Origin of the sequence: uncultured Brachyspira sp. (assembly GCF_910578695.1) — a bacterium.
Lineage (GTDB): Bacteria > Spirochaetota > Brachyspiria > Brachyspirales > Brachyspiraceae > Brachyspira.
In genome coordinates, this window is record NZ_CAJTQJ010000007.1 from 74,584 (window position 1) to 94,411 (window position 19,828).

A 19,828-nucleotide genomic window follows, 5' to 3' on the forward strand; every position below is an offset into this window, starting at 1 on the left:
AATATTTAATGAATAATACACCTTGCTCAATAGAGGCTGAAGAGTCTCTATTGGGTGCAATGCTTCAGAACTCTCAGGCTATATCGGCTTCTATATCTAAAATAAAATCTACTGACTTTTACAGTGAAAGAAATCGTATGCTCTATGAAAGCATTTTAGAAATGCATAATAGAGGCATAGCAGTCAATCAGGAAACTGCCTTAAGATATCTTAAAGAAAACGGATTATTTGATAAAATTATACAAAATGATGAAGCATATTTATTTCGTATTATAGACGGAACGCCTTTTCATCAGAATGCAAAATATTATGCTGAGATTATTGCAGAAAAATCATTATTAAGGGATTTGATAACAGTTTCTCAGGATATACAAAAATCGGCTTATGAGGCAAAAGATGCTGAAACTAAAGAGATTGCTGATTTTGCTGAGAAAAAAATATTTGAAGTTACTCAAAGAAGACTAGATAATGATTTTATTCATATACGGGATTTACTCTATGAAGCTTTAACTACAATAGAAAGCAGAAAAAAGCATAAAGGTACAGTTACAGGAGTTCCTTCAGGTTTCATAGGACTTGATAAAGTTACGCACGGTTTTCAGCCTTCAGATTTAATAATATTGGCGGCAAGACCTTCTGTAGGTAAAACAAGTTTTGCACTTAATATAATAGAACATGTTATTACAAATATAGAAACAGTTAGTTTTGGAATAGGTTTTTTTTCTCTTGAAATGAGCCGTATGCAGCTAGTTGAAAGATTATTATCAAGCAAGGCAAGAATAAATTTATCCAGAATAAGGTCCGGAGATATAGAAAAGCAGGAATGGACAAAACTCGGACAAACATTTAATAGCTTATCTCAGGCTAATCTTTTAATAGATGATTCCAGCCAATTAACTATTATGGAAATAAGAGGAAAGGCTAGGCAGATGAAATATAAATTTGCAGAGATAAGTAAAACTTCGGGAAAAGAAATTGATTTGAAACTGATAGTTGTTGATTATCTTCAGCTTATACATTCCGCATCTCATTCAAGAAAAAATGGTACCAGAGAACAGGAAATTGCTGATATTTCAAGAGGACTTAAAGCATTAGCAAAAGAGCTTAATGTACCTGTTATAGCATTGGCTCAGCTTTCAAGGGCTGTTGAACAGAGGCAGGATAAACCTAGACTTTCAGATTTGAGAGAGTCGGGTTCTATAGAGCAGGATGCTGATATTGTAATGTTTCTTCATAGACAAAAGCCAAGTAAAGAAGAAAAAGATGATGAAGTAATAGATGAAAAAACAAATCAAATAGAAGTAATACTTGCAAAACATAGAAATGGTGCTATATTAGATGGGCTGCCTCTTAATTTCATAGCTGACCAAACTAGATTTGAAAATATTTATAATAATAGCACAGTTTAATATTATAGGAGTAATTTTATTATGGAATTATTTGATGTAAAGATAGAATTACGAAAAGGCATAAAAAGTAAAATTAGTTATTTTCTTGCATATTTAGGAGAATTTGCCTCTCTTATTATAGAGGTATTCAAATATACATTTAGAAGTACATTCTCTTTTAAATTATTGAAAGAACAGATAATAAGAATGGGGGTTGATTCTTTTGTTGTTGCAGCTGTTACTGTGCTTTGTACAGGTATGGTTATGTCATTACAAATAGCAGTTGTGCTTGACAGCGTACTTAAGGGTATATCTCAGTTTGTAGGTTCTATGGTTGGTAAGGCTATGGTTAAGGAATTATCGCCTATGCTTCTTGCTTTGATATTTGCAGGAAGGGTAGGGAGTTCTGTTACTGCTGAAATAGGCACTATGCAGGTAAGCGAGCAGTTAGATGCTTTAAAAACTTTATATACTAATCCTATAGAATATGTTGCTGTTCCCCGTTTTTGGGCTGCTGTAATATCCCTTCCTATGCTTACAGTTTCTGCAGATGTTATAGGTGTTTTGGGCGGTGCTGTTGTTACTGTATTTGTTTTAAGAAGCGATCCTATGCATTATTTTGACAGGGCTATTGCTGTTATTAGTGTTGGTGATTTTATCGGAAGTTTAATTAAGTCTACTATATTCGGTGCTGAAGTTATGCTTATATCTTGCTTTTACGGATTTAAAACTTCAGGCGGTGCTGAAGGAGTAGGTAAGGCTACTACTACAAGTGTTGTTTACAGCTTTATGATAATACTTGTGACTGATTATATACTTGTTTCTATACTTGGTATGTTTGGAATGTAATTATAATTTTTTGTATACTGCTCATTTATTATATTTAAATATTCGGATAATATTTTTTTAGAGCTTCTTTTGCTTCTTCTCTGTCATCAAAATGTATAGTTTTATCAGGAAATATCTGATAAGTTTCATGACCTTTTCCTGCTATTATAACTATATCATTTTTTTTAGCTTCTTTTACAGCCTCAAATATAGCTTCCTTTCTGTCTATTATTTTTTTATAATTATTATTTTTAAATCCTTTTTCAATATCATTCATTATCTGATTAATATTCTCTGTTCTTTGATTATCAGCAGTAAGTATAATAATATCTGAATATTTTTCTGCTATTTGTGCCATTATAGGACGCTTCTTTCTATCTCTGTCTCCTCCGCATCCAAATACTGTTATCACTCTATTAGGATTTAATTTTCTAGCTTCTATTAAAATATTTTCTAAACTGTCAGGAGTATGTGAATAATCAACTGCCGCTATAAACGGATGTTTTTCTTTAGTTACTATTTCAAATCTTCCTGCTACCTGAACTTTTCTCATTGCTTTTATTGATTTTTCTATATCTAATTTATATTCGCAAATATATGCTAAAACTGACAGTGAATTTAATATATTAAATCTTCCAAGCATTGATAATTTTACTTTTGATATAAATTTACCCTTTGCATAGAATTCATATTCTGTATTTTTTGAATTTAATGAGATTACTTTTCCGTAATAATCAGCATTTTCATTAATTCCGTAAGTGACAATTTTTATTCCTAGTTTTTTTATATAATTATATATCTGATTAAAATTATTTGTATCTATATTGATTATTGCTAATTTTTTCTTTTTGCTGCTTTCTTTTAATAATGAAAATAGTTTTAATTTGGCTTTAAGATAACTTTGCATATCTTTATGATAATCAAGATGATCTTCTGTTATATTAGTAAAAATGGCAGTATCATAATTTAAATAATCGCATCTGTTCATAGCAAGTGCCTGAGATGATGATTCCATAACTATATGAGATACTTCTTTTTTTAAGGATTTATAAAATATATTTTCTAAGTCAATGGATTCAGGAGTTGTTAGATTTGTTTTTATTTCGCTTTTACCTATCATATTTTTTATAGTACCTATTAATGCTGTTTTATATTTACTAGCTTCAAGTACAGACTTTAATAGATATGTAGTAGTGGTTTTCCCATTGGTTCCTGTTATTGCTATAGTATTGATTTTTTTTGTAGGTTCATCAAAAAACTTTGCTGAAATATATGCAAGACATTCTCTAGGATTTTTCACGGCTATAAAATATACTTTATTATATTTTCTCTTAAATTCTTTTATTAAATTTTTATCTGCGGCATTATCATATATTATAATGACTGCTTTATTTTTTACAGCATTTTCTATATATTTATGTCCGTCATCTTTTAAGCCTTTTATTGCTGTAAATAAATAATTTTTTTTTATCAGTCTTGAATTATATGATATGCCTTTTATTTCTGTATTTAAGCATTCTTCTGTTAATTGTTTTTCTTTTGATACTTTATAGTCTTTAATTAATTCTTTAAAATACTTCATATTTTTTCCCATTTTTATTTTTATAATATTATAAACAATTTTATAAATTTTATAGTAAAAAATTATATATTATTTTATATCAATATTATAAAAAATAAATTACTTGATTTTTAACTTTAAAAGATATATAACTATATCATAGTAAAATATTTATGGAAGTAATTTATGAATATATTTATGGTATCCAGCGAAGCATATCCTTTTTCCAAAACAGGAGGTTTAGGAGATATTGCAGGAAGTTTTCCTTTGGTATTATCTTCTATGAAATTTGGTTCTTCTAAAATCAATGCTTCTTTGCTGATACCTTTATACAAGCAGAATTATAAATTAATAAGTAAGAAAAATATTATTGCTGAGTTTCAAATAGAATACGGCAAAGAAACAATAAAAACTGAGATAGCAAAAATAAAACATCCTGAAAATGATAATGTAGATATTTATTTTATTAAACAAGACAGTATGTTTAAAAGAAATGGAATTTATTCTGAAAATGGCAATGATTATCCTGATAATGCTGGGAGATTTATACTTTTTTCAAAGGCTGTCATTAAACTTATTATTCATTTATACAAAGAAGAAAAATTTAAATTGGATATAGTTCATATTCATGATTGGCAGACTGCTTTAACTGCACTTTATATAAAAGAAGTTTATAATGAAGAAAAGGCATTAGAAAATATAAAGGTTATTTTTACTATTCATAATTTGGCATATCAGGGAAATTTTCCTACTAATATATATCCTCTTCTTAATATTTCTTGGAAATTTTTTGTTCATAGCAGATTAGAATTTTACGGTTATGTAAGTTTTATTAAGGCTGGAATTATACTTTCCGATATAGTTACAACTGTAAGCCCTTCATATTCTTTAGAGATTCAAAGAGAAGAATTCGGATGCGGAATGAATAATCTGCTTATGGATATATCTTATAAATTATACGGAATTCTTAACGGCGTATATGATAATTCTTGGAATCCTAAAACAGATAAGCATATAAAAAATAATTATGATATAGATTCTATAAAAAACAAAATGCTTATAAGAAATAGTCTCTACAAAGAATTCAATTTTTCAAATAAAAATTATCCTCTTGTAACTATGATATCGAGATTTGATATTCAGAAAGGGCTTGATTTGATATATCAGTCTTTTTTTGAACTTTCATCTTATAATGCTAATTTTATTTTCTTATTCAGCAAAAATAATTATCTTAAAGACTTTGAGAAAGATTTTATAGACAGGGCTGACAGAGCAAAAAATATAAAAGTACTGTTTGCATTCGATGAATCATTAGCACATAGATTAACAGCAGGAAGCGATATGTACTTAATGCCGAGCCGTTTTGAGCCTTGCGGACTTAATCAGATATATAGTATGAAATATGGTTCTTTGCCTATAGTTCATGCAGTCGGAGGGCTTAAAGATACTGTTATAAATTATAATGGAAATAAGAGTATAAATAAGGCTTCAGGTTTTAGTTTTAATGATTATTCTATAAAAAGTTTTGTTAATACTATGGACTTAGCTTTCGATTTATATTATAATAAAAAAAATGTTTGGGATAAACTTATACTTAATGCTATGAATAAAGATTATTCTCTTCAGAAAACCGTTTTGGAATATGTTAAGCTTTATAAAAAATTATTAGTTAAATAATAATATGATTTTATATTAAAAATTAATGCTTGAATATTAATAAATATTTATTTAAAGGAGTTTATTATGGCAAAAGATCCTAGTTTTGATATAGTTTCTGAGGTTGATATGCAGGTTATAGATGATTGTGTTAATGTGGCAGTTAAAGAAATAGATAATAGATTTGATTTCAAAGGACAGAACATACAAATTGAATTGAATAAAGGCGAAAAGACAATTACTATATTAGCACCTGCCGATTTTGTACTTAATCAAGTTAGAGATATTTTATTTCAAAAATTTATTAAAAGAGGCTTGAATCAAAAATGCCTGAGAGAGAAGAAAAAAGAAAAAGCAGCAGGAGATGCTGTAAGAGAGATTAATGAAATAGTTAACGGCATAGATAAAGATTTAGCCAAAAAGATAGTAAAAGACATTAAGGATATGAAATTAAAGGTTCAGGCAAGCATACAAGATGAACAGATTAGAGTATCAGGAGCTAAAAAAGATGATTTGCAGTCGGTTATTACAATGATTAAGGGAAAAGATTATCCTATACCTTTGCAGTTTACAAATTACAGATAATAAAAAGGGGAATAACCCCCCTTTTTTATATTTTTAATCTTATAAGTCCTATTACTTTTCCTACTATTGAAATGCTTTCTTTTTCTATAGGAGGATAACTATTATTTTCTGATATTAATTTAATATAGTTTCTCTCTCTGAAAAATCTTTTTATAGTTATTTCTTCATTGCCATTATTATCTATTTTAGCAACTACAATATCGCCATTATCAGCTTCATTTGAAGGATGAACTAATACCATATCGCCTTCTTTTATACAAGCATTTATCATCGAATCCCCTATTACTTTCATAAGAAAATTATTTTCGTTCTGAGCTATAGATTTAGGCAGTGAGTATGTTTCTTCTATAGATTCATCTGCTGCGTCCATTAAAAGTCCTGCTTTTACTTCATTAGCTAAAAGCGGTATTTTTATCATATTATGATTGCCTTTGTTAAATGTGTTTATAGGGACACTCCCTCTTGCTCTTTTACCTGTTTTTTTTACATATCCTTTTTTTTCTAAAGCCGTTAGATGTGTTGTTACTGCAGTGGGAGAAGCGAAATTAAAATGCACCATAATTTCTTTAACTGTTGGAGGATAGCCGTTTTCATTGGTAAATTTTTGTAAAAAATAAAAAATATCTCTTTGTTTGTCTGTTAATTCAGTCATAGGTATACCTCTTTATATTTGTATGCAGTATTTCTTATTATACTATATAAAAATATGATGTCAAGTTTTTATATAAAAAAATAATATTAATTACTGATTAAAATAAATAATGATTTAGGAGTCTCAATATAAAAAATTATAGTGTTTTATAATTTTGCTGAAGACTGACATCATAATAGCAAGCTATTGTAATTTTGATATATAATTGTTATATTAGATATTATTAGGAGATTAGTATTATGGAAAAATTTAATTTGAATGATATTGAACAAATAATGACTTTTTATTTGATATTCAATTTTATTATATTTGCATGCTTAATTTATATTATCATATCTTTGATTTTTAGGGTTTTATTAAAAAATAAAAAGCAAGAAAAAAACAGCAAAAATAGCAAAAAAAATAAATCTTCCAATAATAGAAAGAAGAAAGATATTATAGATTTGTTTTGGACTGAAGATAAAAGCAGTAAATCAAAAACTGTTATAAAAAGAGTATTTTTAATATTTCTAATCATATTTACTTCGTATTATATATTTAACTCTGTAAATTTCATAATATATAATATTGATATTGTCAAAAAAGTTTTAAAAATAGAGTAATTTATAGTTTTTTTATCATATTTTTACTATACTATAATAATATAGGCTGAGTTATTTTATAGGGTATATATATGAAAAGAGGTTATTTAATAATGGGACTTTTTTTATCAACACTGCTTACTACAACTATATCATGTAATTCTAATGATAGAGTATATCCTGAAGAAGAAGTAAATTTCACTATAGTTCAGACAACTGATATTCACGGAATGATATTTCCATATAACTTTATTACAGATAAAGAAGAAAATACTTCTATGGCACATGTATCTTCATATTTGAAGCATTTAAAAAATGAAGGAAAAACAATACTTTTATTAGATGATGGGGATTCTCTTCAGGGACAGCCTACAGTTTATTATTATAATTTTGTATCTACCAATGAGCCTCATATATGGTCAGAAGTTTTAAATTATATGCATTATGATGCAGTATGTATTGGCAATCATGATATAGAAGCAGGACATAATGTTTATGATAAAATGGCAAAAGAGTTAAAAGCTCCTTTAATATCTGCTAATTTAATAGATGAAAATACTAAAAATCCGTATTTTAAGCCTTATGCTGTAATAGAAAAAAACGGAGTAAAAATAGCTGTTCTTGGACTTATAGAGCCTGCAATAGACAGACAATTACCTAAAGTTTTATATGAGGGCTTAGCTGCAGAAGATATGGTAGAATCTGCCAAGAAATGGGTTAAAATAATTAAAGATAAAGAAAAACCTGATATGCTTATAGGACTTTTTCATTCAGGTGCTAATTATACAGATGATAAAGAAAGATATAAAAATGAGAATGCAAGTCAGTTAGTTGCAGAAGAAGTTGATGGTTTTGATATTGTACTTGTAGGACATGATCATCAAGGATGGAGCGGATTAGGGTATGATGAAATTACAAAACAAAAAAATAAAGAAGTAAAAAGTCCAAGCGGAAAAATAGTTCCTATATACGGCGGAGTTAATGCTGCGAGATATATTGTTTCTATTGATGTTAGTATGAAATATGATAAAGATAATAAATTATGGAATGCTGAATTAAAAGGAGAGCTTGTAGATCCTTCTAAATTTGAAGCTGATAAAGAATTTTTATATAAATTTTCTGATGCTAAAAAAAATATAGAAAAATGGGTTGGAAGAGATATAGGTAATTTAAATACAAAATTAGTTTCAGATGAAGCCGTATTCGGAGACAGTTATTTTTTAAGCTTTATACATAATCTGCAGTTTACAATAGCAGAAAAAGAACTTTCAGAAAAGGCAGATATTTCTTTTGCCGCTCCTTTAAGTAAAGATGCTGTTTTAAATAATGGAATTATAAAAGTAAAAGATATGTTTAATTTATATCCTTATGAGAATTTCTTTTATATTATGAGATTAACAGGAAAACAGATTAAAGATGCTATGGAATATTCTTATGGAAGATGGTTTAATACTATGAATGATATTAATGATCATATTATAGCTTTTAAAAAGGATTTAAATGGCGAGCTTATATTTAATAATAGATATAATTCTTATGATACTGTAACTCCTATATATAATTATGAAAGTTCTGCAGGATTAAATTATACTATTGATGTTACTAAGCCTAATGGTGAAAAGGTTATTATAGAGTCATTATCTGACGGAAGGGCATTTGAATTGGATAAAGAATATAAAGTTGCTATTAACTCTTATAGAGGAAGCGGCGGCGGCGGACATCTTATACAAGGTGCAGGTATAGATTTAAAAACATTACAGAATATGGATTTAGTATTAAAATCCACTGATAAAGATTTGAGATACTATATAATAAATTGGTTTGAAGAACAAAATAATGCTGTTACAGTAGAAAAACTTAATAATTGGAAAGCAGTGCCTGAAAATTATGTTGAAGCTGCAAAGAAAAAAGATTATAAGCTATTGTATCCTTATAATTAAAATTTAATAAAATAAAAAGTATTAAGTTTATATTAATTACTTATTTTTTAATTCTTTACTAAATATGATAATATAATAAACTTTAGAGTTTTTATTATTTAGAGAGAATATTTTTTTTATATAGTTTAAAATAATTTATAATATAGATTTTAAAAACAAAAAATATTTTTCACTTTTTGTTTTATCATAAAATTATCTGCTGTTTAGCTGTTTCATTTATACAAAAACAAAATTTTCAGTTTAAATTAATTTAAGTTTTTTTATTTGATGAATTAAGCATTTTTAGTATTAATTAAATTATGTATATATTTTACTATATCAAATCCTGCATTCAAAGCCTTAGCTATTGAGCCGCCTGATTTATATAGTATATCTCCTGCTATAAATAGATTTTGCACAGAACTTTCATTATTCTCATTAACCATAGGCACTCCATTCGCATCTAATTCTATATTACATCTTTTCAAGAAATCTACAGGAGCAGATCCTCCTAAAGCATATATAACCCTATCATAAATATCATCTGTACCATCACTATAATGAACTAAAATTTTTCCTTCTTTATCTTCTATAGATTTAATATCAATTCCTAATTTTGCTTTTACCTTTCCGCTTGAGATATCCTCTTTTATAGTTTCCAAATTTTTTTCATTTGGTCTTGTAAATTCTGATTTTCTATAATTTATAGTAACATCATTATCTTTACCAAGCAAATAAGCATATTCAACAGCAGAGTTGCCTCCTCCTACTACTAATACCTTTTCATTTTCTTTGCATTTATAAATATTAAAATTCACTGCATTATTTAAGTTGGCAGGTATAGGGTAATCAGGCTTATTTGGCTTTCCCATTTTACCTATAGAAGCTACAACATATTTTGATATATATTTTTTATTATCAGAAGTATTTACTTCCAAATATTCTCCGTTTTTTTTGATAGATTCAGCTTCAGTATTAAACATAGCCTCTATATAGTTTCCAAACAAGCATTCACTGAATAAATCTAATACATCGCCTTTAGTTGCAGTTTCAAATTTTATATTTCCTCTTAAATCTAAACTTTCTCCCTTATAGTCTTTGTCTACTCTTTTATCATCTTTATAAAATTTTCTAATAGTAGTAGAATGATTATCTCCCTTTTCTATTAAAAGAACTTTAGGCATTTCTAGTATAGCAGCCTCAACAGCAGCAGCAATTCCTCCAGGTCCGCCTCCTACAATAATCAAGTCATATTTATTATCCATTTATTATCTCCTTTAGTATGCATTTGTATTATACTAGTTTAAAAAAAAATATACAATAAAAATATAAGAAATATTAAACATCCAAATTTTTAACATACCTTGCATTAGATTCAATAAAATCTCTTCTAGGCTTAACTTCATCTCCCATAAGCATAGAAAATAATTGATCAGCTTTTTCAGCATCTTCTGTAACTACTTGATACATAAGTCTGGTTTCAGGATTCATAGTAGTTTCCCATAATTGATCGGCATTCATTTCGCCCAAACCTTTATATCTTTGTATATCATATTTTCTGTCTTTATTTTCGCCTAATATTTTATCTCTCTGTTCATCAGAATAAGCATATACAAAATTTTTCTTATCGAAACTTATTTTATATAGGGGAGGAACGGCTATAAATATATGTCCTAAATCTATCAAAGGACGCATATACCTAAAGAAAAAAGTTAAAAGCAAAGTTCTTATATGCGAGCCGTCAATATCAGCATCAGCCATTATAATAATCCTTCCGTATCTTATTTTTGATATATCAAATGATGCCCCAATACCGCATCCTAATGCAGCAATAATAGGCTTTAAACTGTCAGTATCTATTATTTTATCAAGTCTTGCTTTTTCTACATTTAATACTTTACCTCTAAGAGGCAAAATAGCTTGGAAATGTCTGTCTCTTCCTCCTTTAGCAGTACCGCCTGCAGAATCTCCCTCTACAAGATATACTTCGCATTTATCAACTTCCTGTTCTGAACAGTCGGCTAACTTTCCCGGTAATGAATCGCTTTCCAATGCATTTTTTCTTCTTGCTAAGTCTCTTGCCTTTCTAGCAGCTTCCCTCGCTTGTGCGGCGGATATGATTTTTTCTAAAATAGCTTTTATAACTTTAGGGTTTTGCGAAAAATAATCATTCAAGCCTTCAACTACAAGTTTTTCTGTTACAGTTCTAACCTCTGTATTGCCTAATTTTGTTTTTGTCTGTCCTTCAAATTGAGGATTAGGTATTTTTACAGATACTACAGCAACTAATCCTTCTCTGGTATCCTCTCCCATAAATGTTATTTTATTTTTTTTATCCAATTCAAGCTTTTTAGCAAAATCAGTATAAACTCTAGTCAAAGCAGTTCTGAATCCTACTAAATGAGTACCGCCCTCTGTAGTATTAATATTATTACAATAACTGAATATATTTTCATTATATGCATCAACATACTGCATAGAAACTTCTACATCTGTTTTATCTTCATTTTTATGAAGGTATATAGGCTTATCATGCAATGTTTTTTTATTTTCATTAAGGTGGGTAATAAACATTTCTATACCGCCCTCATAATAAAAATCATTGCTAATAGTTTTGGATTCCCTCTCATCTTTGAGTGTTATTTTTATTCCTCTGTTAAGAAATGCTAATTCTCTTAATCTATTTGCAAGTATTTTATAGTCATATTCTGTTGTTTCAAATATATCAGCATCTGCTTTAAATGTTACTTTAGTTCCTGTTTTTAAGCTTGTTCCAACCTCTTTTACAGGTTCTTCAGCAACACCTTTATGATATACTTGTTTATAAAGCTTGCCGTCTTTACTCACTTCGGCTATTAATTCTGTACTTAAAGCATTAACTACAGATACTCCTACGCCATGCAAACCGCCTGATACTTTATATGTTTCATTATCGAATTTACCGCCTGCATGCAGTTTAGTCATTACAACTTCCAAAGCAGAAATTTTAAGCTTCGGATGCATATCAACAGGTATTCCTCTTCCGTCATCTTCTACTTCTATTATATTATCTTTTTTTATAGTAACAGTTATATTCTTACAATATCCTGCCATAGCTTCATCTATACTATTATCTACAACTTCATATACTAAATGATGCAGACCTTGAATGCCTGTAGAACCGATATACATACCAGGACGCTTTCTAACAGGGTCTAATCCCTCTAAAACTTGAATATTTTTCGAGCTATATGTTTTTTCTGCAGCCATATTTGTAATTTTCCTCTTAAATATTTATTAATATTTATTATTTTTAAACTTTAATATGCATATTATATAATGAATAAAGTAATATTACAAATTTAAATTACAGTATTTTTGATAAAAATATTAGAATATTTTTGCTTTATTATATAAATGTCTAATAATTCATCTAATGTTTTTTATGCCTATAATCCCTGACATTCTTAACAATGTCAGACATTCATAATTTTTATATTAATTATTTTTCTTTAAAATACTTTGATAAATCTACAGGCTTATCTTCAAGCCAAGATGACATAATGCATTCATATTTGCCTTTGCTTTTACTTAACTTGTATATTTGATATTCAATTCTTTCATTACTTCCGCCCACTATTTCTTTGGATTCTACCAGCATTTCATATATCCCGTCTCCGTCAATATCTTTAAATATATTATCCATTTGAGTAATAACAGAACTTTTCATAGAATTAATTTCTTTATAAAAAACTATATCAGCAATAAATTTTATATTAGAACCGTCTATTCTAAACATATACATATATATCTCTCTGTCTGTTCCATTATCATTTATAATATAGTATTTTATTATTCCTACTTCATTTTGCTTATCATAAAAACTTTCTAAATCTACAGCTGCATTCTTTCCTATTTTATCCGCTTTATATGAAAACTCTTCATTATCTTTATTATATATTAAAATTTTATCACCCTGAACGGAGGATACTAAAGCTATAAATTCATTTCCTACTTTATGAAGTATATCAGCAATAACTATAGAATATACTTTATATCCCTTGCTTTGAAGTTCGGATTTTAATTTTTCTGCCTGAGTATAATCGGCATTATTTATATCATCGCTTTTATAATAAACTATTTCTCCATTGCCTGAAAGATTAAATAAACTTTGCACATCAATAGCATACAGAGGTATAGTTAATATTGAAAAAGTTATAATTAATAGTATTTTTTTCATAATTTTGCATCCGTTTAATAAGTTTTTATATCATTAAATTCTATTTCGGAATTTACTTTCCCGTCAGAACTTTTATATTTAATAGTTTTTGGAAGTATATAATTATTCATTTCTTCATAAAAAATATATACATCATATATTTTAGATTTTTTATTATAATATTCTGCTCTTTCTATTATATAAGTGTTTTTATTTACTGTATAATTTACGCTGTAATCTGCATTCTGTCCTTTTGCTCTTAATGTTATATAATAGTCATTTTTATTTTCTTTTACAGCTTCAAAAGTGAATTTTTTTGATAAGGAATTATAATCATCAGCATCTGCGACTAAAGTATAAAAACCTATAGTTTCTAATGCACCTTCAAATACAGAAAACATATTTCTGTAAAAACTATCAACATTTTCCAATATGATAGAAGGTTTATTTCCTTGAGAGAAAGTGAATTTTAATTTTATATCATTTTTTGTTTTTGTATAGCTTTTGGCTGGTATAGTATCTATTTGTCTTTGAACTATTTTTCCGTCTATATATGCCTCAAATTTTTTAGGATACATTGAAGAATATTTTTCTTTCATTTTATTATAAATATCCTGAAAATTAATATCTGCATTTTGAGTATATGCAGAAATATATAGTGTAATTATTATTAATATTATTTTTTTCATACTTTTATTATTCTCGTAATATTTTTAGCTAGCAATAATAAAAAATATTAGTTAGCAATAATAAAAAAATAATAGCATATTTTTTTATTTGACTAAGCTTGCAAGTATTAATATATTCTAAGCTTTATTACGAGAATTATAATCTTGACTTTAATCTTAAAATATATTATATTTGTAATATAAAAAATAAATATATTTATGGTAGTATTTATGAGCGAAGAACAAAATGAACAGTTGTCAGAAGCAGGCATATATTGTGCCAACTGCAGATATTGCATCTTGTTTAGAAAGTCTAGCGGTATAGACGGTAACCAATATTTGCTTAGAGTAAAATGCACACAGGAGCAATGGCGTAAAAAACTTGGGGAAGAAAAAATGTACAAGTACTTTACGGTATCTAGGAGAACAGTAGAAAAATGTGATGATTATAAAGAGATGGGAGATTTGAGAAGTTTCCTTAAGTCTTTAAGAAAAAGTTTGCCTGTACGCGATGAAGTTTATACTATAAAGAAATAATGGATTTTTAGTGAAAAAAAGTTTTGTTTTTTTAGTTGTACTTGTTTTTTTATTAATTTCATGTGCTTCAGCAGTTAAAATTTCTGTGGAGGAAGAAAATTATCCTAAAATAATAGCTGAAAAAGCATATAATGAATTTGGTAAAAACTATAAAAATGCTATAGCCTATTATCAGTATATAATAGACAATTTTGACAGAGATAACTATGCTAAAGATGTAGCATGGGCATATTATGAAATAGGTTTTTGCTATTATTATCAAAATAAGTATGAAGAGGCTTTAAAATATTTTAATATAGTTATAAATAATTTTACAGTTTTGCCTCCGAGAATTTTAGCCCAGAAGGTTATGCAGGATATTTATGAAAAAAAGCCTAAATTAAAGCCTTTGGAAGTTATAGAAGAGGAAGCAAATACTGAAGAAAATATAGACTCATGAAAAAAGAACATAGCATTACCTCTAGTATTATACTAAGCTTTCTTATACTTAGTGTTTTCAGTGTATTTGTTATAATTTTAATATATGTTTTATATACCAGAGGAGAAGGCAGAAATTATTCTCTAATTACATATATTTTGTACACCTTGATAATTTATAAGAGTTATATGCCGTATATAATATCTTTATGCATCTATTTTTCATTTTTTAAAGCTAAATATTTGAATCAGGAAAGTATTTCTAAAGTTATAGCAGTTCCAATATCTGTTATTTTTATTTTAGTTGGATTTTATATATTATACGATTTTTATTTCACAGATTTTCTTATTTCAAGTCTTAATAATCATAATAATGCAGTAGATGCAAATATATATTATGAACATGAATTAAAATTAAAAAATGAAGCTTATGAATTAGCCAGAGAGCAATTAGCTCTTGGAAATTTGGACGAGGCATATAATTTTGCAGAAGGAGCTTTATTTTATGATAAAAATGACGGAAATACTTTGCTTTTGATAAAAACTATACAAGAAGAAAAGAAAAAACATTATGAGAGAATGCATAGAGAAGAAGCAGAAAATATTAATAATTTAATGAGTCTTGGTACTAGAGAATTCAGCTTATCTAATTATAATAATGCAAATAAATATTTTACTGATATATTGAATTTAGATAAAAATAATCCTTTGGCATTATATTATCTAAATAGAATCAGTATAGCAAGAAATAAAAAGCCCATTTATTATGGAAATACGGCTAAAGATATATCTGTATATGCAAGACTGTCAGAAACTATAAGTATGTATGAAAGCGGAAATTTATGGAATGCTTATAATAGTATTTCTAAAATTTATTCAGAAGCTCCTGAAATTCCTGAAGTAAATAATTATTATTCTATAATAAGAGATGCTGTAAGTATGTATGATTTCTTTATTAGAGAAGCAAGAGAATTAAGAAAGGCTTATATTGATGATGCTGATTTATTAAAATATTCTCATGAATATAATCATAATGGAATTAATTTAATGCTTGGAAAAAATATTTTATTATCATCATCAAGCAGTGCTGTATTTAGAAACCATTTGTATATATTTGATATTTCTCTTATAGAATTAGATGATGAATTAAAGATTATAAGAAGCGATAATTTTCTTTTTGGAAAGGTAGCAGATTCTTATAAATCAACTAATAATATAAAAAATATTGTACTGAAAGCATATTTTGATTCTAATAAAAATGAATATATTTATGATGATTCTTACAGCAAAATTATTCCTATAAATATATCATATAGCACATTAAATATTATAAAAAATTTCAGCTATTTAAATTTAAAATATATAAGTTTATTTGATTTGTATACCTTAAGAAAGGAAATAACAAAATTTGGTTATTCAGATAAAGAGATTAATTTAGAGATTCTAATAAAGAATATAGAACCAGTAACATATTTATTATTATTTGTAATAATAGCTTATTATTCATTTAGATTCAGGCTTTCTATAGCTGCAGAAAAGTTCCGTTTTTATAATAGAATTACAGGTGTTTTAGGGACATTATTATTTTCTATAGTTTATAGAGTATTGATAAATTATCTTGCTGCATTAATGATAATGTTTTCGCATATTACTATAACTACTGTTCTTATAGTAGTTTTATCAGTATTTTTTACATTCTTTGTTATATTCCAAATGGTAAGAATACCTAGAGATGTTAGATAATTTATATTCAAAGAGAGATATAATATCATATTTAAAAGATAAATCTATATTTCCAAATAAAAACAGAGGTCAGAATTTTTTATGCGATAGAAATATTGCATATAATATTGCAAGTATTATACCAGATAATTTATCAAGGTCAGAATATGCTTTAGAAATAGGGGGCGGACTTGGAGCTTTAAGCAATATGCTTTACTCTATATATAAAGAAAAACTTATGATAGTAGAATATGATAATGCTTTATATAATCATTTAAAAGAAAAATTTGATGATATTAATATAATACATAAAGATATATTAACAGTTGATATATGCAGCTTAAAAAATAAGTATGATATTTATGGAAATATACCTTATAATATAGCAAGTCCTATAATGGAATGGCTTTTGGAAAAATCTTATAATAAATGGAATTATGCTGTATTTATGGTTCAAAGCGATTTTGCACAAAGACTAACAGCAATAGAAAATACAGAAAATTATTCTTCTTTGACTTTATTTGCCAACTTTATGTCATATATTAAATTGGAGTATAATGTTTCTAAAGATGTTTTTTACCCTGTGCCTAAAGTTACTTCTTCTATAATAAGCATCATACCGAAGGAAGTTGATATTAATATGATAGAAGTATTTAAATCAGTGGCAAAAACTTTGTTTCATAATAGAAGAAAAACTATAAAAAATAATTTTATTAATTCTCCGTATTTAAATATAAATAAAGAAAATATTGATAAAATACTAAAAAAATCAAATATAGATGAAAATATAAGAGGAGAAACTTTGCATCTAAGTAAAGTAATAGAACTTTCTAATATTGTATCAGAATATATTTAATTATTTGTTATAATTCTAACAGATTGAATAATATTATTTATTGTTTTTTCATCTTTCTTGCTATTTGCATTATACATACACATTATTTGAAGTATGCCGTTATCATGCATCATTATAAGAGATTTATGATATGTTTTATTAGGTCCGTAATAGAAACTGCTTAAAACCTCGTATGAATTCGGAAGATTTTTAGAAATTTCTTCTGAAACTACTCTGAATTCTTTTGCAGCATAATGATTTCTCAAACCATTTATAACATTATTTTTTGCTTTTTCTAAACTCACCATTCCGCTGTACATAGGCTTATATTTAGTGTATACAATAGTATATATTGCTGTATGTCTTTCTACACCATACGATTCGTGAAATGCTACTGTATTATCAATTTGAACTGTTCCATCTAAAAAACCTGCTTTAAAGTCTTCTGGTATATCCATTTCTATATCTGCAAGAGTTATAGTTTTATTTTTTTGCATACATGAAAATAATGACAATATTATCATTACAATCAATAATTTTACTATTACTTTATTCATAGACTTATTATATATTATAATATATATTTTTAAAGCAAAAATTATCATATATTTATTTTTTTTACAAAAATAAATATTTTTTTTATATTATACTTGATATAATTTTTTAATATTTAATTTTTAAAGGATATGTAAAAATATAATGAGAAAAACAAAAATAATAGCGACTTTAGGACCAAGATGGTCAAATGAAGATATGGTAAAAAAGATTATAGAAAATGGTGCAGATGTATGCAGACTAAACTTTTCTTTCGGCAGTTATGAGGAACATTTAGAAAGGATAAATATAATAAGAAAAGTTTCAAGCGATTTGAAGAAGCCTGTAGCTATACTTGCTGATTTGCAGGGACCTAAAATAAGAATAGGCAAATTGAAAGATTCTATATTTGTAAAAGAAGGAGATATAGTAAAATTAAGCGGATATAAAGAAACTAATGATGAAAATATTATTCCCACAACTCATTCTAATATAGCATACGATGTAAGAGCTGGTTCTATGCTTTTGATAGCTGACGGTACTATACAATTAATAGCAGAATCTAGTGATGAGGCTTCTAAACTTGTGGTATGCAAAGTTATAACAGGAGGAACTATATTAAGCGGAAAAGGAATTAATCTTCCCGGTGCTCATGTTACAACAGAGGTTCTTACAGAAAAGGATATAAGCGATGCTTTATTTGCTTCAAAAAGCGGTGCTAATTATTTAGGAATGAGTTTTGTAAGAAGAGCTGAAGATGTTATCAGATTAAGAAAAATTTTAGATGATAATAATTTTAGGAATGTAGGTATTATATCAAAAATAGAAAATACAGAATCTTTAGAAAATTTAGAAGATATAATAAAGAATTCCGACGGAGTTATGGTGGCAAGAGGAGATTTAGGCGTAGAAATACCTTTCGGAGAAGTTCCTGTTTGGCAGAAAAAAATATTAAAGATGGCTAATGATATGGGAAAAATCACAATTATAGCCACTCAAATGCTTGAGAGTATGACAAAAAGCCCCGTGCCTTCAAGAGCTGAGGCTAGCGATGTTGCTAATGCTGTTTTGGACGGTACTGATGTAGTTATGATGTCTGCTGAAACTGCTTCAGGAGATTATCCTATAGAGTCTGTTAAGGCTATGGTTTCAATAGTAGAAGCTGCAGAAAAATCTATTACAAAATCTCTGCATGATAATTTATCATATTCGGATATGGGAGTTAATGATGCTTTATCTGACAGTGCTTCATATTTATCATATTGTTTAGATAATAAAGTGATAATTGCACTTTCAAGGTCTGGATTTACTGTTAAAAATTTATCTAAAAAAAGACCTAAAACTGCTATTGTTTTTATGTCTGCTGATTCTGATTTATGTAATATGCTTTCTATATATCATAATGTTTATACTATACTTATGCCTGAGGATTTGAATTTCAGTGCAGGTATTAGTCATGGCGGACAAATTGATATATTAGAAGATACATTAGTTAAGCATAATTTAGCAGAACACGGCGATACTGCTATACTTGTCAGCGGAAGCAAATGGCAGGGAAGATGGCAGGAAAATAGTGTTCGTGTAGTTATAATACATTAATTTATATACTATTTTTATATTAATAAATACTTTTTTATAATATGTTTTTATAATATAAATAAAATTTTGGCGGCAAAAGAAAAACATAATGGCAAAATCTACACAAAATAATTGATTTTAAGATATGAATATATAATAATATGTTCAT

The 19,828-nt window shown here is 27.1% G+C and carries 18 protein-coding genes; 11 read left to right on the forward strand and 7 right to left on the reverse strand.

The genetic code is table 11. From position 1 onward, the window contains the following. Nucleotides 1-8: 8 nt before the first annotated feature. A complete protein-coding gene (gene dnaB, locus QZ288_RS03910; RefSeq protein WP_295155190.1) occupies nucleotides 9-1,409 on the forward strand; it encodes a replicative DNA helicase in 1,401 nt (466 codons plus the stop codon). A 21-nt stretch (nucleotides 1,410-1,430) separates the two neighbouring features. Further along, nucleotides 1,431-2,237, forward strand: coding sequence for an ABC transporter permease (locus QZ288_RS03915; protein ID WP_295155193.1), 807 nt, complete (start codon nucleotides 1,431-1,433; stop codon nucleotides 2,235-2,237). 34 nt (nucleotides 2,238-2,271) lie between these two features. On the opposite strand, the gene QZ288_RS03920 is transcribed toward QZ288_RS03915, so the two are convergent. Further along, nucleotides 2,272-3,798: a UDP-N-acetylmuramoyl-L-alanyl-D-glutamate--2,6-diaminopimelate ligase gene (locus QZ288_RS03920; RefSeq protein WP_295155196.1), complete on the reverse strand. Its 1,527-nt coding sequence runs from the start codon at nucleotides 3,796-3,798 to the stop codon at nucleotides 2,272-2,274. A gap of 165 nt (nucleotides 3,799-3,963) precedes the next feature. On the opposite strand from QZ288_RS03920, the gene QZ288_RS03925 reads away from it, so the two are divergent. Both QZ288_RS03925 and QZ288_RS03930 read left to right on the forward strand, forming a co-directional pair. Further along, the gene (locus QZ288_RS03925; protein ID WP_295155199.1) at nucleotides 3,964-5,454 is read left to right on the forward strand and encodes a glycogen synthase; all 1,491 of its coding nucleotides are present in this window, start codon (nucleotides 3,964-3,966) and stop codon (nucleotides 5,452-5,454) included. A gap of 66 nt (nucleotides 5,455-5,520) precedes the next feature. Beyond that, nucleotides 5,521-6,018: a YajQ family cyclic di-GMP-binding protein gene (locus QZ288_RS03930; protein WP_295155202.1), complete on the forward strand. Its 498-nt coding sequence runs from the start codon at nucleotides 5,521-5,523 to the stop codon at nucleotides 6,016-6,018. A 25-nt stretch (nucleotides 6,019-6,043) separates the two neighbouring features. Here QZ288_RS03930 and lexA read toward each other — a convergent pair whose 3' ends face one another. After that, a complete protein-coding gene (gene lexA, locus QZ288_RS03935) occupies nucleotides 6,044-6,670 on the reverse strand; it encodes a transcriptional repressor LexA (protein WP_295155205.1) in 627 nt (208 codons plus the stop codon). A 239-nt stretch (nucleotides 6,671-6,909) separates the two neighbouring features. On the opposite strand from lexA, the gene QZ288_RS03940 reads away from it, so the two are divergent. Then, on the forward strand, nucleotides 6,910-7,272 hold the full coding sequence (locus QZ288_RS03940; protein ID WP_295155208.1) for a hypothetical protein: 363 nt from the start codon (nucleotides 6,910-6,912) through the stop codon (nucleotides 7,270-7,272). A 71-nt stretch (nucleotides 7,273-7,343) separates the two neighbouring features. Beyond that, complete coding sequence (locus QZ288_RS03945) at nucleotides 7,344-9,191, forward strand: bifunctional UDP-sugar hydrolase/5'-nucleotidase (protein WP_295155211.1); 1,848 nt, start codon at nucleotides 7,344-7,346, stop codon at nucleotides 9,189-9,191. Nucleotides 9,192-9,463: 272 nt separating this feature from the next. Here the strand turns inward: QZ288_RS03945 and QZ288_RS03950 are convergent, their stop codons facing one another. The 4 genes from QZ288_RS03950 to QZ288_RS03965 form a co-directional block, all read right to left on the reverse strand. After that, nucleotides 9,464-10,435 carry an NAD(P)-binding domain-containing protein gene (locus QZ288_RS03950; protein WP_295155214.1) on the reverse strand — a complete coding sequence of 324 codons (972 nt, stop codon included), beginning with the start codon at nucleotides 10,433-10,435 and terminating at the stop codon, nucleotides 9,464-9,466. Nucleotides 10,436-10,508: 73 nt separating this feature from the next. Further along, complete coding sequence (gyrB, locus tag QZ288_RS03955; RefSeq protein WP_295155217.1) at nucleotides 10,509-12,419, reverse strand: DNA topoisomerase (ATP-hydrolyzing) subunit B; 1,911 nt, start codon at nucleotides 12,417-12,419, stop codon at nucleotides 10,509-10,511. Nucleotides 12,420-12,651: 232 nt separating this feature from the next. Then, nucleotides 12,652-13,389, reverse strand: a complete 738-nt coding sequence (locus QZ288_RS03960) for a hypothetical protein (RefSeq protein ID WP_295155220.1) — start codon at nucleotides 13,387-13,389, stop codon at nucleotides 12,652-12,654. Nucleotides 13,390-13,403: 14 nt separating this feature from the next. Further along, nucleotides 13,404-14,057: a hypothetical protein gene (locus QZ288_RS03965; protein ID WP_295155223.1), complete on the reverse strand. Its 654-nt coding sequence runs from the start codon at nucleotides 14,055-14,057 to the stop codon at nucleotides 13,404-13,406. 210 nt (nucleotides 14,058-14,267) lie between these two features. On the opposite strand from QZ288_RS03965, the gene QZ288_RS03970 reads away from it, so the two are divergent. From QZ288_RS03970 to rsmA, 4 genes are all read left to right on the forward strand, one after another. Continuing rightward, nucleotides 14,268-14,573 carry a hypothetical protein gene (locus tag QZ288_RS03970; RefSeq protein WP_295155226.1) on the forward strand — a complete coding sequence of 102 codons (306 nt, stop codon included), beginning with the start codon at nucleotides 14,268-14,270 and terminating at the stop codon, nucleotides 14,571-14,573. 10 nt (nucleotides 14,574-14,583) lie between these two features. Further along, a complete protein-coding gene (locus QZ288_RS03975; protein WP_295155251.1) occupies nucleotides 14,584-15,012 on the forward strand; it encodes a tetratricopeptide repeat protein in 429 nt (142 codons plus the stop codon). Between the two features lie 167 nt (nucleotides 15,013-15,179). Next, entirely contained in the window at nucleotides 15,180-16,733 is a 1,554-nt protein-coding gene (locus tag QZ288_RS03980) for a hypothetical protein (protein WP_295155255.1), read from the forward strand. Then, entirely contained in the window at nucleotides 16,723-17,568 is an 846-nt protein-coding gene (gene rsmA / locus QZ288_RS03985) for a 16S rRNA (adenine(1518)-N(6)/adenine(1519)-N(6))-dimethyltransferase RsmA (protein ID WP_295155258.1), read from the forward strand. Before QZ288_RS03980 ends, rsmA begins: the two co-directional genes overlap by 11 nt. Here the strand turns inward: rsmA and QZ288_RS03990 are convergent. Then, on the reverse strand, nucleotides 17,565-18,104 hold the full coding sequence (locus QZ288_RS03990; protein ID WP_295155262.1) for a hypothetical protein: 540 nt from the start codon (nucleotides 18,102-18,104) through the stop codon (nucleotides 17,565-17,567). The genes rsmA and QZ288_RS03990 overlap by 4 nt on opposite strands. A 142-nt stretch (nucleotides 18,105-18,246) precedes the next feature. Here QZ288_RS03990 and pyk point away from each other — a divergent pair, with 142 nt between their 5' ends. Then, entirely contained in the window at nucleotides 18,247-19,680 is a 1,434-nt protein-coding gene (gene pyk / locus QZ288_RS03995; protein WP_295155265.1) for a pyruvate kinase, read from the forward strand. The last annotated feature ends 148 nt before the right edge of the window (nucleotides 19,681-19,828 follow it).

Excerpts from the sequence above, each read along its gene's own strand:
- dnaB (WP_295155190.1), top strand. The coding sequence starts at position 9 with ATGAATAATACACCTTGCTCAATAGAGGCTGAAGAGTCTCTATTGGGT.
- QZ288_RS03915 (WP_295155193.1), top strand. The coding sequence starts at position 1,431 with ATGGAATTATTTGATGTAAAGATAGAATTACGAAAAGGCATAAAAAGT.
- QZ288_RS03920 (WP_295155196.1), bottom strand. The coding sequence starts at position 3,798 with ATGAAGTATTTTAAAGAATTAATTAAAGACTATAAAGTATCAAAAGAA.
- QZ288_RS03925 (WP_295155199.1), top strand. The coding sequence starts at position 3,964 with ATGAATATATTTATGGTATCCAGCGAAGCATATCCTTTTTCCAAAACA.
- QZ288_RS03930 (WP_295155202.1), top strand. The coding sequence starts at position 5,521 with ATGGCAAAAGATCCTAGTTTTGATATAGTTTCTGAGGTTGATATGCAG.
- lexA (WP_295155205.1), bottom strand. The coding sequence starts at position 6,670 with ATGACTGAATTAACAGACAAACAAAGAGATATTTTTTATTTTTTACAA.
- QZ288_RS03940 (WP_295155208.1), top strand. The coding sequence starts at position 6,910 with ATGGAAAAATTTAATTTGAATGATATTGAACAAATAATGACTTTTTAT.
- QZ288_RS03945 (WP_295155211.1), top strand. The coding sequence starts at position 7,344 with ATGAAAAGAGGTTATTTAATAATGGGACTTTTTTTATCAACACTGCTT.
- QZ288_RS03950 (WP_295155214.1), bottom strand. The coding sequence starts at position 10,435 with ATGGATAATAAATATGACTTGATTATTGTAGGAGGCGGACCTGGAGGA.
- gyrB (WP_295155217.1), bottom strand. The coding sequence starts at position 12,419 with ATGGCTGCAGAAAAAACATATAGCTCGAAAAATATTCAAGTTTTAGAG.
- QZ288_RS03960 (WP_295155220.1), bottom strand. The coding sequence starts at position 13,389 with ATGAAAAAAATACTATTAATTATAACTTTTTCAATATTAACTATACCT.
- QZ288_RS03965 (WP_295155223.1), bottom strand. The coding sequence starts at position 14,057 with ATGAAAAAAATAATATTAATAATAATTACACTATATATTTCTGCATAT.
- QZ288_RS03970 (WP_295155226.1), top strand. The coding sequence starts at position 14,268 with ATGAGCGAAGAACAAAATGAACAGTTGTCAGAAGCAGGCATATATTGT.
- QZ288_RS03980 (WP_295155255.1), top strand. The coding sequence starts at position 15,180 with ATGCCGTATATAATATCTTTATGCATCTATTTTTCATTTTTTAAAGCT.
- rsmA (WP_295155258.1), top strand. The coding sequence starts at position 16,723 with ATGTTAGATAATTTATATTCAAAGAGAGATATAATATCATATTTAAAA.
- QZ288_RS03990 (WP_295155262.1), bottom strand. The coding sequence starts at position 18,104 with ATGAATAAAGTAATAGTAAAATTATTGATTGTAATGATAATATTGTCA.
- pyk (WP_295155265.1), top strand. The coding sequence starts at position 18,247 with ATGAGAAAAACAAAAATAATAGCGACTTTAGGACCAAGATGGTCAAAT.